Below are 13,966 nucleotides of genomic sequence, written 5' to 3'. Positions count from 1 at the left end.
ATGTTTTTTACTCCTTGTGTGTGTCCAGCATGGGACATCTTTTTTACTAAAAGGTAAAAAATTAATCTATAGGGTGCAAGTCACTTATACGCAGGAGTAAAGTCTTGAAGCATTAGTAAGTCGCAAGGGTGGTAACCGTGAGGTTACATTTGAAGGAAGCGAGACTACAAAACTCGGTACTGACGAACAGAAACCGTATACAGAGGCATATTTACTTGGGTAAGCAAGCACATCATTGTAACTCCCCACGAGAAAGAAAAAAGGTAAATATGTAGATAGGTAGTTATTGAGAGAAAGAAGATGCCATTACCTGGGGAGATCTTTACAACCACGAGTTGGTTATGTAGAGAAGTCAGCAGAAGTCATATTACCTATGGGAAATGAGCTTTGAAAAGCATAGAGGTCTCACGAGTAGGGAAGGACCGAACATTAAATTAGGTTGGAATTCGACTAGGATGCAAAGCAAGCCTTTTCTTAAACCAACAGGAGATTACAAATTATTAATACCTATGATTGCAAAAGTATTAGCCTCAGGAAGCCTAGATAAAGCAGCACGAGATGTGCTTAAAAATAAAGGATCAAGTGGTATCGATGGTATGAAAACCACGGAACTCTGTGATTATATCAGAGAACACCGAGTGACCATACTCTCAGGAATGAATCCATGACCATAGCTACATACTATCACCAATCTTAGGAGTAAGTATTCCAAAAGGCAAGGGAAACTCCCGTCTACTTGGATTAGCAAATCATTATTCTCCATAATACAGGATTTCACAATTTGGTAGTTTAGATAATAAAATCTCAATTTGGGATTTTTTTAATTGATTACGATTAATATGGATATATTTTAAGTTTTTTAGATTGACTATAGATTTAGGTAGTTCAGTTAGTTGCGGATTGTCATATATATTCAAATCGGTTAAATTTTCTAACTTTCCAATTGACTCTGGAAGGCTTTCTATTGAATTTCTGCCTATATGTAACTCTTTTAATTTTTTTAGATTCCCTATAGAATAGGGTAATTCGGTTAGTTGATTATTAAATAAAAGAAGCTTTTCCAAACGATCAAGTCATCCTATTGTCTCAGGGATTTGTATAAGCTTATTATTAGTTAGAGAAAAAAGAGTTAAGTTTTTGAGATTTCCGATGGATTCCGGTAAAGATTCTAATTCATTAAGATTCCCGAATGAATCTGGAAGTTTTATTAATTTATTATCGTTTATGACAAGAAGCTTTAAGTTTTTAAGATTTCCAAAAGAGTCTGGTAATATTTTTAATTTATTATAAGCTAGATGTATTGAAGTCAAATTGTCTAATTTTCCAATTGATCTTGGAGGTTCTGTCAGGCTATTGAAATTTAAATCTAGCTTACGTAAATTTTTGAATTCACTTATTTTTTCAGAAAGATTATCAATTCCTTTTAACCTTAATAGAGACACTTTATTTGGTGTTTTTAAAGCTTCCTCAAGAGATTCGTAGGTTTTTTCTATTTGTGAAAAACAAACGCTATATGTAAAAAAATATTATAATTAGGTGTTTCATCAGTTGTATTTAATGTTTGCTAACGATAGCAGTAAATAGTGAAACCCATAAGAGTTATTATTTATACTGCGTGTTATGTTTAGTTTCTTTATTCAAATCTAAGAAATTTTCTCATCCATCGAATGGAACAAAGAAAATGCGTTTTAAAAATACCCAAAATATAGTAAACTAAAAGGCTTATAATTGTCAGTGTTAGCTATTGCTTAGATACTTAATATGGAGAGTCGGTAACATTGGGATTGAGTGGTGAAGATTGTTATATTTGCCCACAGGGAAAAGTAATCCCTTTTACCAAGGTATTTTATGAGAAGAAGAACAATACAAAAAAGAAGGAATACCGGGCTTTAAAAAAGGTTTGTATGGCTTGTCCAATACGTAGTAAGTGTTTAGGGAAATCTGCACAAGAGAAGAAGTTTAATATCATCTATTATCGTCCTAAGTACGAGCGTAATATAGCTAGAGTAAACAGCAAAAAAGGAAGTTACATGAAAGCTAAGCGACAAAGTACTGTAGAGCCTGTTTTTTTGGTACACTCACTCAATTTTTAGGGATGAGAAAAGTGAATACCTTGGGTTTAAAACAAGCCAATAAGTGCATGCAGCTTTATAATTTAAAGAAATACTTAAAATTTATAAAAAGCAGTCCTAAAAGTGTTGCAGGAGTTCTCAATGCCATTCAAAGTAGTCTAAATTCCAAATGAGACCTCATATACTTGATTTTAATAACTCTTAATTATAGGTGGAATTATAAATTCACAAAAAATAAAAGTTTTTAAAATCAAGTAAATATAAGTTTTAGTGAGCTTTTTTAGAGGGTTGTGCAACGGTTACCGGTGTTGTGTGTAGTTTTTAGTTACTTATTGTAGCGGTAACAATTAATAGTATCTTCTGGTGGTAAAAAAGATCTAAATTACCAGAAAATTATTTTCAGAATTCATTGTTCCTGTAAAACCCATAACTGCCATTTTGTTACCCCTAAAGGTAATGTCTCATCTCATTGATAAGTATATGTAAACGAAAGGATTTGTGCCATCAAAAGAGTAAGTGCCATTATCAGTACAACCATCTATTGACCCTAAATTCTCAATATTCATAGTAAAGTCATTAAAAAATGTAACATTTAATGGACTTGCAGGTGGAAATTGACTTCCACTAAAATCATAAATGATTTACCAAGTTCCTATAAGAGCTGTCTGATTTTCTTCCGAATTTGCATTAAATATTACTGTGCTTTTAATATTTGTTCCATCAGCTTTTTTTACAGTAGACTCGACTGATTGAGAATCAGTATTATCTCCAAGTGTCCAGAAAACTTGAGCAAAGCCATTTTCATCAGTAATAGCTGATTCCTTATTTAAACTTCCAGTACCTGCTGATACAGAAAAATAAACAGGTACAAAGGGCATTGGATTATCTAAAGCATCTGTAACCTTTACTTTTAAAGGTTTATCTAGAAGTTGTCTTTGGTTTGCAGTTTGATTATTACCCGATTCAATCGTCAATGAAGTTGGTGCATTCCAAATAGACTCTTCATAACTGTCTGTTGATGAAAAGTCAGCAAGTGTATTTCCAAAAACTGTGATATCAACACCTGTTGTTAAATTTAATCCTGCTTTTAATTCAGCATCCCAATCTAAAGAAGGTAAAGTAACATTAAAATTAAAATCTTCTGTTAGTTCTGGTTGGCAATACGGTCCAATAACACCATAAAATTTTAAACTTACTCTTGGTGTTATGCTAAGGTTTTGTGCAATATTAACCTGTCCTCCAAAATCCATAGAATTAACTTCTAAATCAGAAGTTAAATCAAAATTCCTAGTCCAATTATCGTTTTCATATTTAACTCCTGTAGTAACACCAAATGTATTTGTCCAACTAGAAATCCAAGTCACATTGGTATCAATGCTAGCATTTAGTTCTGCAACTAATTGCGTATTAATAACTACTACAACAGGAACACCCGCCACAGGAAAAGTTAAGTATTTATCGTAATCAACCAATATTTCTGAAAATTCAGGTAAGTTTAAACTATCAGCCACAGTTACATTAAAATCGCAGTTTATTTTTAGGTTAGCATTATGAGCTTTGAACTCTAAAAACTCTAAACCACCAAGAGATGAGTAGTCTGCATTGAAACTAAAATTAGGGTCAAATATTGCATTACCATTAGTTATGGTAAACGTTGCATTTCCATCATCATACAAAACAGTATTTGAAAAATCATAGCCTAAACCATTTTCATTAAAACTTATGCCTTGTCGCAAATAATTAACTTGTGTTCTTTTACTAACAGGATTTGACATTCTTGAACTTTCCGAAATATTTGTATTAAATTGTATTGAAACATTATTAAACAAATCATCTATAGTTGCTTGTGTAGTTTGCATAGACAAACTATTCCCGTTAGAACTTACTGAAACAACCTTTCTTAAAAATCCTTCTCTTTCATTTCCAACAATTATGTCGTTAATATTTATTTCTGGTACTTCACTTGTGAAATCAATATTATAAATGCCATTGTTTAATTCAGATGCAGAACTTGTGAGGTTAGAGTTATCGTCTAAAATGGTGACAACATTTTCGGCAACTTCTGGGTCTAATTGATTATTAGGGTTTTCGTTTGTATTAGAATCATCCTTTGAACATCCAAAAAAGATTAAAAGTGTAAAGAGAATGGTTAGTTTTTTCATTGTTAATAAAATTATTGATTAATAGTTTTTTATAAGTAATAAAATTTCTGACAATCTAAAATACCCAATACTAGGTAATGAGTTTCTCAAATTGCACACAACAGCAGTCTGTCCTAATAACTTACTGCTATTTTAAATATTTGTGCTAAATTACAATTTTTTATGTAAGATATTACTTGGTTATTGTTTTTTTTGATTTAGATCGAATAATTAAGAGTAAAGATTTAAAAAGTGACTCCATAAAATCAATAAAAGTCTTTTAATTTTCAAAAATTATAGTATTATTTTCTTTAATAATATTCCATATTCTTTTCAAATTATACCCTATAATATAAACCCAACATTTGCACTGGCTCTTAACATTGTTTTTTTAGTGATGATGTAGTCAAAACTCCACTTGTAAATTATTGGCTTTACTTTTTTGATGCTTTTCATAATCTAAATGGGCATCTAACTCGCCTTCAAGTATCTTCTCGATACCACGCTTGTTAAGCTGTTCTAAAAAACTTGTAAGTTCTGAGCCGTTTTTAAATTGCTTAAAAATCGTCGGTTAAGATCAAGCGGTTATGAAATCCACTTTTTTAGCCCTCAGAGAAACTACTAGCCTATTCATAATTGGGGCATTATTTTAAATCAGTTTTTAACTATATTTGAAAAAAGGGTTCAACTTTAAAAAAAAGCCAAACCCTCGATAAATTTTATTTACACATTTTACAGGATAGTGTCTTAAATATCCATCGATAATTTCAGACTTCCGCCTAATCTTTCTCTGATTATTCTCATCAAAGTCGAAAGTCGAATATCACTTGCGTTATTCTCAATTCTGACCCGTCCTGAATAAAGGCTACATAATGTTTGAAATTATGTAGCCTTTATTCAGGACGGGTCAAAATGTGTTACAACGGTTAGTATAAGAATAGTTGCGGGTTTGTGAGCGAGGATTTTCCGAAGGAAAATCAGACGTAGCAAAAGAGCAACTACCTTTGTTTAAGCCTAAAACAGCAATTATTTTTATACCGTGTTGAACTAATCCTCGTGCCTCTGAAGCTAACCAGTGCATATAAAAATAGTTTAAATTTAGGTACTAAATAAAAATTTAAAAATTATGTATCAAAAAAAAACAAAAGACGATCCTAGAAACGGCTTTAGTTCGTGTTCCAAAATTCGCAATATTAGTTGAGAAACTCACCCTAAGTTTCTCCATAAACGGTAAATCAACAAGTACGTTAACTAATTATTTACGCTGCTTATCTCATTTATCCATTCATAGTAATACAAGTCCAGAGTTATTGGGTATAGAAGCTATAAACGACTACCTTTTTCATTGCCAAAACCATCATAAAACACCCTCAGAAAGTTTTTTTAAACATACTATTTTTGGTTTACGTGCAGGATACAAGGTTATGGGCATGGAACAAAAACGGATCCAACTCCCCCAAATTCGCAGACAAAAAGATCTTCCCATAGTACTTAATAAGCAATAAACCCTAGCGTTATTAAAAGCACCAAAATTCTTAAAACATCGCTTGATCCTTGGACTGTTATATGGCTGCGGACTCCGAAGCTATGAACTCTGCAATTTATTACAATCTGATGTCGATTTTGAACGAAAAACAGTATTTATAAAGAAGCAAAAAGGAAAAACAGACCGTTACCTCCCCTTAAGCAAGCATCTTATTAGAGGTCTCAAGCTTTACTTAGAAACAGAAAAACCAATACGCTATCTTTTTAACAACCAAGTTACAAAAGCTGGTACCGCGCAGCCTATTACGGTTAGAGCCATCCAATGGCTTATAAAAGAAAGCCGCTCAAAAGTAAATACCCAAAAGAAGTTTACAGCCCATACCTTACGTCATAGTTATGCCACCCATTTACTAGAAGCAGGTTTGAATATCATGAGTTTAAAAGAACTTTTAGGGCATGCACATATAGAAACCACGATAATCTATCTGCATGTTGCCCATACTGGGAGCTCTATAAAGTTCAGTCCTTTAGATACCTTGTTTTCTAAATAATGCTTGCTAAACATACGGTTGCAGAGGTGCTAAATCTAGAAGTATTAGACCTAAAAGACTTAGCCAATACGAGTTGGCATTTAAGGGCACTACATGCTATTAGAAAATGCAGAACCCAAGCCCTTGGCGGACATTTAGATTGGTGTAGAACTTGTGGAAAACTACAGCTTCAATTTAATTCATGTAGAAATAGACATTGCCCAACCTGTCAAGGTCATAAACAACAGCAATGGATAGCTGCAAGAAGACAAGAGTTATTGCCTGTTCCTTATTTTCATGTAGTTTTTACCTTACCAGATCATCTTAATAGCATAGCACTTGCAGATGCAAAAACGCTCTATAATATTTTATTTGATTCTGTTTGGCAGACGCTTTGCTGTTTTGCTAAGAATCCCAAGCACTTAGGAGCAAAAATGGGTATGATTGCCGTCTTACATACTTGGGGACAAAATTTAAGTCTACATCCTCACCTGCATTGCATTGTGTCCAAAGGAGGTGTTACTAAATCAGGGTATTGGAAAAAGGCAAAAGGCAAAGACCATTTTCTTTTTAGTGTGAAGGCTTTAAGTAAAAAGTTCAGAGGCCTTTTTGTCTCTAAACTAAGAAAGCAACTCCCTGGAATTCCGCAGGCATTGTATGATAAATTATTTTCTAAGAAATGGGTGGTTTATGCCAAAGCTCCTTTTGGTAAACCTGAACATGTTATTGAATATTTAGGACGCTACACACATAAAATAGCGATTAGTAATCATAGAATATTAAACATAGATACCACTAATAGAACCGTAACATTTAGTTTAAAAAATTACCGTAATCAAGGTGAGAAAACAACACAAACCTTATCTACACAGAACTTTATTAAACGTTTTCAAAATCATATTCTACCTAAAGGATTTACAAGAATTCGGCATTACGGATTTTTAAGTAGCAGCTGGAAAAAGGAAAAATTACCAAGACTACAACTCCAATTATTAGATAAAGATCTAGAAACGACAGCTGTATTAACTCATCAAGAGACCTCGTTACATCGACGTTGTAGACATTGTAAAAAAGGGATTTTAATCACCTTACTAACTTTTGATAGTCGTGGACCGCCATTTGATTACAAAAAAATAGCAACACGTAAAATACAGAAATATAAAAATTAAGGCTATGACCATGTGCTCATACAGGATAACTATGGACTAAATTCAAATAATTAGACTAAAATACTGACTTAAAGAAGATTGTGAATAAAAATAGTTTATAAAATACACGTTTTAATGTCTTAACTAAGTTGCTCTTAGTACTCCTTATGTGATTTCTGCTTTAATAAATACTTTCAAGAAAACGTTTTCCCCCTTATTTAAGTAACGGATCAGTCAACAAGACATATAGCATTGGCCTATCGGCACGCTATATGCTTAGTTATTAGCTACAGTACTTTTATTTTTTATCCGCACTGAAATTCAGTTTTGAGATTGTTGCTTTTTAATCCGACTTAAATTTTAGAAAGCTTTTATCGTTTTTAAAATCCGTTGTGCGTATTGGTTGCGTTTTGCTTAGGTCAGTTTTTTTGAGTTTAATTTGCCGTATTTAAGGTCAGTCAGATGTTTTTTTGATTTTAGAAATCCGTATGATTTTTTCCAGCAGAGTGGGTATTGTAGCTAACGATGTTGTGTATGATTAGTTGCGTGTTTTAAGCACTAAAGTTAGCAAATAAAAACCGAATAGAAAATCCGCGAGGATTTTCGTAAGTAGGCGAGAACCAGCCATTAATTATACACGTCTTTGTTGGGCATAGTTGTGTGTCCTGCGTTGCTTCGGGAAACAATTTAGTAAAATAGATTATGAGCAACAAACTGTAATTGAGATGAGAGGCTCATTTTTTTTCAGGAACGAGCTTGATAAAGAAAATCAAGAAGGACTCACGCAAAGAAAAAGAAAATGAGAATTGGTCTCTCGACTGGGATGTTAGGCATATCAGTCAAACGGCCTTATGGGGCTTGCTTTTCACGGGTTGGTCTTGAGCGATAAGGTAAAAGGCGCTACCATTCTTGTATTATGAGTAGTATGCTATGGTGGGAGTAAAGAAGCTGAAAGAGAAGAGATTTAACCCTTGTAGAAGTGTCGTAAACAACTTTAGTATTGTCAAAATCGAGGGATGGGCGGTCTTGCGAGAGAGAACTTGACGGGAGTAACCTATGTATTGGTCAAGTGGCAATCGGCATAAAGAGGGCAGGAGGTTTACTAGATGGCTCAATTACGGAACAGGAGAAGCTAAATAATAGTGCAAAAATTCCATAACCCCGAAGGGCAAGGAAGAAAGTAGCGATACTATTATTTAGTGGCGGATTAGCCCGTAGTAGTGAAGAAGTATTTGTAATGGATATGGAGCGAAGGGGCTGACTTAACAGTTTTAATTTGTATTACAACTAAGATTTTTTTTTTAGGATGATTTTCAAGGAGAAACAAAAGTCGCAACCGATATCAAAGCGACAGGTAATGGAAGCCTTTAAAAAGGTACGCAGTAACAAAGGCGGATCAGGAGTTGATGATTTATCAATTAGAGAAGTGCAATCACGCCCTATTAAATATTTGTATCCTGTATGGAATAGATTGGCAAGTGGTAGTTATTTTCCAAAACCTGTACGCGAGGTAGAGATACCCAAAACAGATGGTCGTATAAGGAAGCTAGGTATTCCAACGGTGCAAGACCGAACGGCTCAAATGGTAATTCGAGAGGAATTAGAACAGATTGTGGATAAACAATTTAGTAAAAATTCCTTTGGTTATCGTCCAGGTAAATCATCGCATCATGCCATTAAACAATGCAGGAAAAACTGTATGGAGATGGATTGGGCAATTGATTTGGACATCAAGAGTTTTTTTGATGATATAGACCACACATTGATGCTTCAGGCATTAGGTCATTTTACCAAGAAGAAGCACATTCACTTGTATGTAAAACGTTGGTTGGAAGCATCAGTCCAGAAGAAAGATGGCACAATACATCCACGAATCAAAGGCACCCCACAGGGAGGAGTAATCAGTCCATTACTGGCAAACATCTTCCTGCATATAGTTTTTGATAGTTGGATAGAAACGCACCATCCCGAAGTAAAGTTTGAGCGTTATGCAGATGATATTATTATTCATTGCGATAATTTCAAACAAGCCCTGCGGACTTTGGAAGCGGTAAAAGCTCGATTATTCCAATGTAAATTGGAGATAAAATCGGGTAAAAGCAATATCGTTTATTGCAAACGCAACCAAAAGAAGCATCCCCCATTTAAGGTTCATTATGTAACATTCGATTTTCTAGGATTTACATTTAAGCCACGAATGGTAAAGGGTTACTTTGGTAATTTTCATTTGGGTTTTACACCATCTATTAGTCGTACGAGTCAGAAACGTATCAATCAAACCTTGTTTAAGATGAAACTCCATCGTATGGTTCACTTACGCCTGTTAGATTTGGCAGGCATTGTAGCAGATAAAGTACGGGGTTGGATTCATTATTACGGTAAAGTTAGAATGAGTGAATTACATTATGTGTTCCGTTTCCTGAATAAGCGACTTGCAAAATGGGTACGCAACAAATATCGGAGATTTAGGCGTAAACATTGGTTTGCAGCTTACAAATGGTTACAGGAAACTGCTAAGCAGTACCCAAATATGTTTGTACATTGGCAATATGGATTTACACCTTGACTTGACTTGTTAAGAAGAGCCGTATGATGGGAGACTATCACGTACGGTTCTGTGAGAGGTTTAGGGGTGAGATTCCCCTTTACCTACTCGACTTTTATGTTGATTGGTCTATCCAACTTACTAATTTCCATTTGTTGTTTATTTTTTTGAAGTAAAATTCACAAGCGATTCCGTTTTCAATTCCATTTATTTCAATCAGCACATTATTTTCGTTTATACTGATTCTCTGTTTATACTCATTAAATACCTCTAATTTATTGATTTCGTTAAAATCAAACTTTTTTAAATAATACTCTTCTTTATTTATTGTTCTTTCTCTGAGTTCAAAATCCTCATTAAGGTCTTTTATTTTTAATGGAAATTTTACTCGACTTATTTGAAAAGTAGAATCTTTATTAAAAAAGTTTAGAAATATTTTAAAGTCAGAATCTACATTTTTAGGTATCGATAGTTTAATGTCTTGTTTACGAAATATGCCAAAATTATCCTTGTCAAATTTAGTATTGCATACGGGGAATAAAAAAACCATACCTGTTCCTGCTTTTTTGGTATTCGGAACTAATGTAAACTTACATTCGTCTTTACTCAACCATTGATAACCAATATTTTTAATTGAGTCTTTTAGGCAAAATTCAATACTGTAAGAAGGGTAGTGTTGATAGTCAATATCTTTTACTATTACCTCATTCTTTGAGTTTAAAAAGTAGAACCTGTTTTTCCAAGTTTTTAAATCTTTAGTTTGTCTACCTAGTGTTGGTTCAATTTCGAAGTTATGGATTGGCATACTTTCATTTCCTGTTATATGAAGCATTTTAATCCATTCGAAATCGGTAACATCATTTAAGTCAAATATTACAGGTGAATTTTTTTCGATCGCATTTTTTTGCGCAATATCAATTTTATCATAAAGCTTATGCTCAAATTTGTTGCAACTGCTAAAAATAGAAGCTATTACGATAATAATTAAATGAGGTTTCATAATTGTAGGTAACGTTAAATATATGGCAAGTTGGGCAGAAAATAAGCGATTATTTTCGGTTTAACCACAAGCCAAATCTTTTTATTTTGTTTTAATTTTTCTCTTTTAATACCAAATCAAAAGATTTGGCGACTTTGCAAATAGACACAGACCTTTTGATTAAACACTAATTGCCCTATTTGCTATATATAGTGTTGTGCAACGTAGTGTGTCCTGCGTTGCTTCGGGAAACAATTTAGTAAAATAGATTATGAGCAACAAACTGTAATTGAGATGAGAGGCTCATTTTTTTTCAGGAACGAGCTTGATAAAGAAAATCAAGAAGGACTCACACAAAGAAAAAGAAAATGAGAATTGGTCTCTCGACTGGGATGTTAGGCATATCAGTCAAACCGCCTTATGGGGCTTGCTTTTCACGGGTTGGTCTTGAGCGATAAGGTAAAAGGCGCTACCATTCTTGTATTATGAGTAGTATGCTATTGTATAGTTTTAGTAAGACAGATGGATTGTAAGCAGGCGGTCCATTTTCTGTAAAAACTGAACGAAAACCAAGTTCGCTCAAGTCAAGTGAATCTACAAATTGATCTATTGACCTCACGCTATTTTCTTGTTCGATGGAATCTTCAAGAGAAACAGGAAAAAGGCAGGTCTGTTTTCGGTCTTTTCCTAGGATGAATTTCATAACATTAAGATACGAAAAAACGAAATATTTACCTAAGAAAATAGGATAAGTTATTAGACAGTCTGACGGTCTTGTGTATGAAATGTAGCGTGTAAAAAGACACTAGTTTTTCGGATTAACACAGAGCCGAATTTTTATATTTTGTTTTTAATTTTTCTCTTTTTTAAAGCTAAATTAAAAATTTGGCGGACATTCTAAATATACAGAAACCTTAGGTTAAGCATTTATTAGCTATGTTTTATACACCGTGTTGTAAGTAGTTTTTTACCCAACAGCACCTGTAATTTCATATTTTCCATTACGTTTAGTAACCCAAATATTAACAGCTTTTATGTTATTATCTTTAAGTTCTAAATAACCACAAAGAGAAATTATTCCTTCATATTTATCATCTTCATTGATTCCGATTATACTCATTTTTTTAATAGAATTTAATGAATAGAATTCATCTTGGCTATCGATTTCAGGTAGTTGGTTTATTATTTTTAAATTTTTCTTATATGTGGAGTAGACCATTAAGTTATTTAAAATATATCTACTTTTAGAAAAATCTAATTCCTCAAATTGGATTTCATAATGGTCAGGAGCACAATTATTAATGAATTCATTCCAGTTGTTAGTAGATACGATTTGTTCAATCTTTTTAACGAACTTGTTTAAGTCATTATCTTTTATTTCTGTTAATTTAGAATAATCTACACCTAAAGTCCAATGAACAACTATTTCTGAATCTTCTTCAGCTTCTACGATTTCAATTTTGGGGCAGTCAGTTTTTTTTATGATGAACCCAAATAAAAGTAATCCAATTAAAGTCAAATATATAAAGTGAGTGATTTTTTTCATTTAGTACAATTACTTACAACGGTCTCGGCTATGAGTAGTTGCGTGGTTTAGCTCTTAACTTTGCAAGTACACACCAAACTGAAAATCCGCGAGGATTTTCAGAAGTAGGCGAGACCAAGCAATTACTTATAGCCATTGTTGTGGTGTCGTTTTTTTATTCAGTTAATAATTATGTTCAACTTGGTTTGCATAAAAATCATCGGTCTTTTTTAACAAATCAAAAACTCCACTTTTTTTCAAATTCTCAACAACTAAATCCATTGATTTTGCGTAATCAGAAGTCAGTTGAAATTGTTCATCTTCGTGATAGTGTTCGTTATATTCCTCCATATCAAATCCTGAATTTTTATCAAATTCCGCAAATCCTTGGTATTCCCAGTCTCCAGTATTCTGTCTTAAGTCCGTAATCTGTTCTTCTGTTTCATATCCGCCAAATTTTTCACGGTAGTATTTTAATGTTTTTTGAAATTCTTCTTCCGAATTCAAGCATAACAGGCTTGCGTCAATTGAGAATCCATAAAATGTTTCATTTGGATGTTCTTTAGCAAATTCCGTTATTTTACTAATCGCAAATTCTGTCAATTTTTCTGTGTCAAATTTGCTTTTGGATTCAGTCATTTTATTCTGTTTGGTTTGACTACAGTTAACTGCAAAAAAGGTTATTAAAATGATTATTACTTTATTCACAGCGTTTTATTTTCCAATTCCGCTGTTATTTATATGTTCCATTAGAGCGTTTTCCAATTTGTCTGATACTTCCCAAAATTTATTGTCCATTTCCTCAATGTAATCTTCAAATTCGTCTTCATCATACTTGTCAAATTCCTCTTGTCGAGCGTCTGGTCCTTCGGGAATACCATTTGGCAAAAAGGTTTTATTGAATTCACGTAATTGATTCGCTACCGAATTAAAATTCAGATATTCTAAATCCGCAATTGTATCTGCGTTTTTGTCCGCACCATAATTCATATAATGATCCCATAATCCGCCAGTTGTCAAAGGTTCAACGTTAAACCAAACTCGCTGTTCACGAGTCAATTTTTCATAATTAGAAAATCCAATTTCAACTATTCTTTCCCACGCATCTTGGGCTTCGTCTCTTGTCATAATTTCGGTTTTCTCAAATGCACCACAACGTTATGGTGTATGATTAGTGGCGTGTTTACGCACCTAATTTAGCAAATTAAAACCGAATAGAAAATCCGCGAGGATTTTCGTAAGTAGGCGAGAACTAGCCATTAATTATACACGGTGTTACAGCACGTATTTATTCCGTAAAATGTTTTTCGAAGCTATTTTCGCCTCGTTCACGTATCCGCTTTTTTCGTCCGCAATTTTTTTCAATTCCGATTCGGTTTTCGATTCGAATTTTTGCTCGTAATGTTTAATCAGTTTTATGTTTTCCGCATTATTTTCCGCCAATTCTTTTTCAGGAAACATTTTGTTCAGCAGTTCTTTATTCAAAGCCAAGAAAATAATCAATAAAGTCAGAAATATTGGATTGAACTTAATTGGTCCAA

Annotated in this window: 13 protein-coding genes and 2 pseudogenes; 5 read left to right on the top strand and 10 right to left on the bottom strand. The window is 33.3% G+C overall.

Going from position 1 to position 13,966, the window contains the following annotated elements; all coding sequences use genetic code 11:
* The first annotated feature begins 455 nt into the window (after positions 1-455).
* On the top strand, positions 456-668 hold the full coding sequence (locus A8C32_RS04100; protein WP_123803315.1) for a hypothetical protein: 213 nt from the start codon (positions 456-458) through the stop codon (positions 666-668).
* Between the two features lie 84 nt (positions 669-752).
* Here the strand turns inward: A8C32_RS04100 and A8C32_RS04095 are convergent, their stop codons facing one another.
* Complete coding sequence (locus tag A8C32_RS04095; RefSeq protein WP_069829192.1) at positions 753-1,064, bottom strand: leucine-rich repeat domain-containing protein; 312 nt, start codon at positions 1,062-1,064, stop codon at positions 753-755.
* A 9-nt stretch (positions 1,065-1,073) separates the two neighbouring features.
* The gene (locus A8C32_RS04090) at positions 1,074-1,442 is read right to left on the bottom strand and encodes a leucine-rich repeat domain-containing protein (protein ID WP_069829191.1); all 369 of its coding nucleotides are present in this window, start codon (positions 1,440-1,442) and stop codon (positions 1,074-1,076) included.
* 336 nt (positions 1,443-1,778) lie between these two features.
* On the opposite strand from A8C32_RS04090, the gene A8C32_RS04085 reads away from it, so the two are divergent.
* Positions 1,779-2,093, top strand: coding sequence for a transposase (locus A8C32_RS04085; RefSeq protein WP_069829190.1), 315 nt, complete (start codon positions 1,779-1,781; stop codon positions 2,091-2,093).
* A 620-nt stretch (positions 2,094-2,713) separates the two neighbouring features.
* On the opposite strand, the gene A8C32_RS04080 is transcribed toward A8C32_RS04085, so the two are convergent.
* A complete protein-coding gene (locus A8C32_RS04080; RefSeq protein WP_069829189.1) occupies positions 2,714-4,234 on the bottom strand; it encodes an Ig-like domain-containing protein in 1,521 nt (506 codons plus the stop codon).
* Between the two features lie 397 nt (positions 4,235-4,631).
* A pseudogene (locus A8C32_RS21005) lies at positions 4,632-4,794 on the bottom strand (IS256 family transposase); the annotation flags it as partial.
* A gap of 957 nt (positions 4,795-5,751) precedes the next feature.
* Here A8C32_RS21005 and A8C32_RS21000 point away from each other — a divergent pair.
* The 3 genes and pseudogenes from A8C32_RS21000 to ltrA form a co-directional block, all read left to right on the top strand.
* Positions 5,752-6,249 (top strand): annotated as a pseudogene (locus A8C32_RS21000) (phage lytic cycle repressor MrpR family protein); the annotation flags it as partial.
* Positions 6,249-7,397, top strand: coding sequence for an IS91 family transposase (locus A8C32_RS04070; protein ID WP_069829188.1), 1,149 nt, complete (start codon positions 6,249-6,251; stop codon positions 7,395-7,397). The pseudogene A8C32_RS21000 and the gene A8C32_RS04070, both read left to right, overlap by 1 nt.
* A gap of 1,336 nt (positions 7,398-8,733) precedes the next feature.
* Positions 8,734-9,942, top strand: a complete 1,209-nt coding sequence (gene ltrA, locus A8C32_RS04065; RefSeq protein WP_165605784.1) for a group II intron reverse transcriptase/maturase — start codon at positions 8,734-8,736, stop codon at positions 9,940-9,942.
* 94 nt (positions 9,943-10,036) lie between these two features.
* Here the strand turns inward: ltrA and A8C32_RS04060 are convergent, their stop codons facing one another.
* The 6 genes from A8C32_RS04060 to A8C32_RS20890 all read right to left on the bottom strand — a co-directional run.
* On the bottom strand, positions 10,037-10,921 hold the full coding sequence (locus tag A8C32_RS04060) for a DUF4348 domain-containing protein (protein ID WP_069829186.1): 885 nt from the start codon (positions 10,919-10,921) through the stop codon (positions 10,037-10,039).
* A gap of 448 nt (positions 10,922-11,369) precedes the next feature.
* Positions 11,370-11,603, bottom strand: coding sequence for a transposase (locus tag A8C32_RS04055; protein ID WP_069829185.1), 234 nt, complete (start codon positions 11,601-11,603; stop codon positions 11,370-11,372).
* Positions 11,604-11,867: 264 nt separating this feature from the next.
* Positions 11,868-12,419, bottom strand: a complete 552-nt coding sequence (locus tag A8C32_RS04050) for a hypothetical protein (protein WP_069829184.1) — start codon at positions 12,417-12,419, stop codon at positions 11,868-11,870.
* A gap of 189 nt (positions 12,420-12,608) precedes the next feature.
* A complete protein-coding gene (locus A8C32_RS04045; protein ID WP_069829183.1) occupies positions 12,609-13,064 on the bottom strand; it encodes a DUF4303 domain-containing protein in 456 nt (151 codons plus the stop codon).
* A 75-nt stretch (positions 13,065-13,139) separates the two neighbouring features.
* Positions 13,140-13,553 carry a DMP19 family protein gene (locus A8C32_RS04040; RefSeq protein WP_069829182.1) on the bottom strand — a complete coding sequence of 138 codons (414 nt, stop codon included), beginning with the start codon at positions 13,551-13,553 and terminating at the stop codon, positions 13,140-13,142.
* Positions 13,554-13,700: 147 nt separating this feature from the next.
* Positions 13,701-13,966 (bottom strand): hypothetical protein (locus A8C32_RS20890; protein WP_205635368.1); only part of this gene is annotated, 266 nt, incomplete at its 5' end.

Origin of the sequence: Flavivirga aquatica (assembly GCF_001747085.1) — a bacterium.
GTDB lineage: Bacteria > Bacteroidota > Bacteroidia > Flavobacteriales > Flavobacteriaceae > Algibacter_C > Algibacter_C aquatica.
This window is presented reverse-complemented; position numbering and strand designations above follow the sequence as displayed.

What these genes read in the sequence shown, in the direction of transcription:
- A8C32_RS04100 (WP_123803315.1), top strand. Translation starts at nt 456, where the DNA reads ATGCAAAGCAAGCCTTTTCTTAAACCAACAGGAGATTACAAATTATTA.
- A8C32_RS04080 (WP_069829189.1), bottom strand. Translation starts at nt 4,234, where the DNA reads ATGAAAAAACTAACCATTCTCTTTACACTTTTAATCTTTTTTGGATGT.
- A8C32_RS04070 (WP_069829188.1), top strand. Translation starts at nt 6,249, where the DNA reads ATGCTTGCTAAACATACGGTTGCAGAGGTGCTAAATCTAGAAGTATTA.
- ltrA (WP_165605784.1), top strand. Translation starts at nt 8,734, where the DNA reads ATGGAAGCCTTTAAAAAGGTACGCAGTAACAAAGGCGGATCAGGAGTT.
- A8C32_RS04060 (WP_069829186.1), bottom strand. Translation starts at nt 10,921, where the DNA reads ATGAAACCTCATTTAATTATTATCGTAATAGCTTCTATTTTTAGCAGT.
- A8C32_RS04055 (WP_069829185.1), bottom strand. Translation starts at nt 11,603, where the DNA reads ATGAAATTCATCCTAGGAAAAGACCGAAAACAGACCTGCCTTTTTCCT.
- A8C32_RS04045 (WP_069829183.1), bottom strand. Translation starts at nt 13,064, where the DNA reads ATGACTGAATCCAAAAGCAAATTTGACACAGAAAAATTGACAGAATTT.
- A8C32_RS04040 (WP_069829182.1), bottom strand. Translation starts at nt 13,553, where the DNA reads ATGACAAGAGACGAAGCCCAAGATGCGTGGGAAAGAATAGTTGAAATT.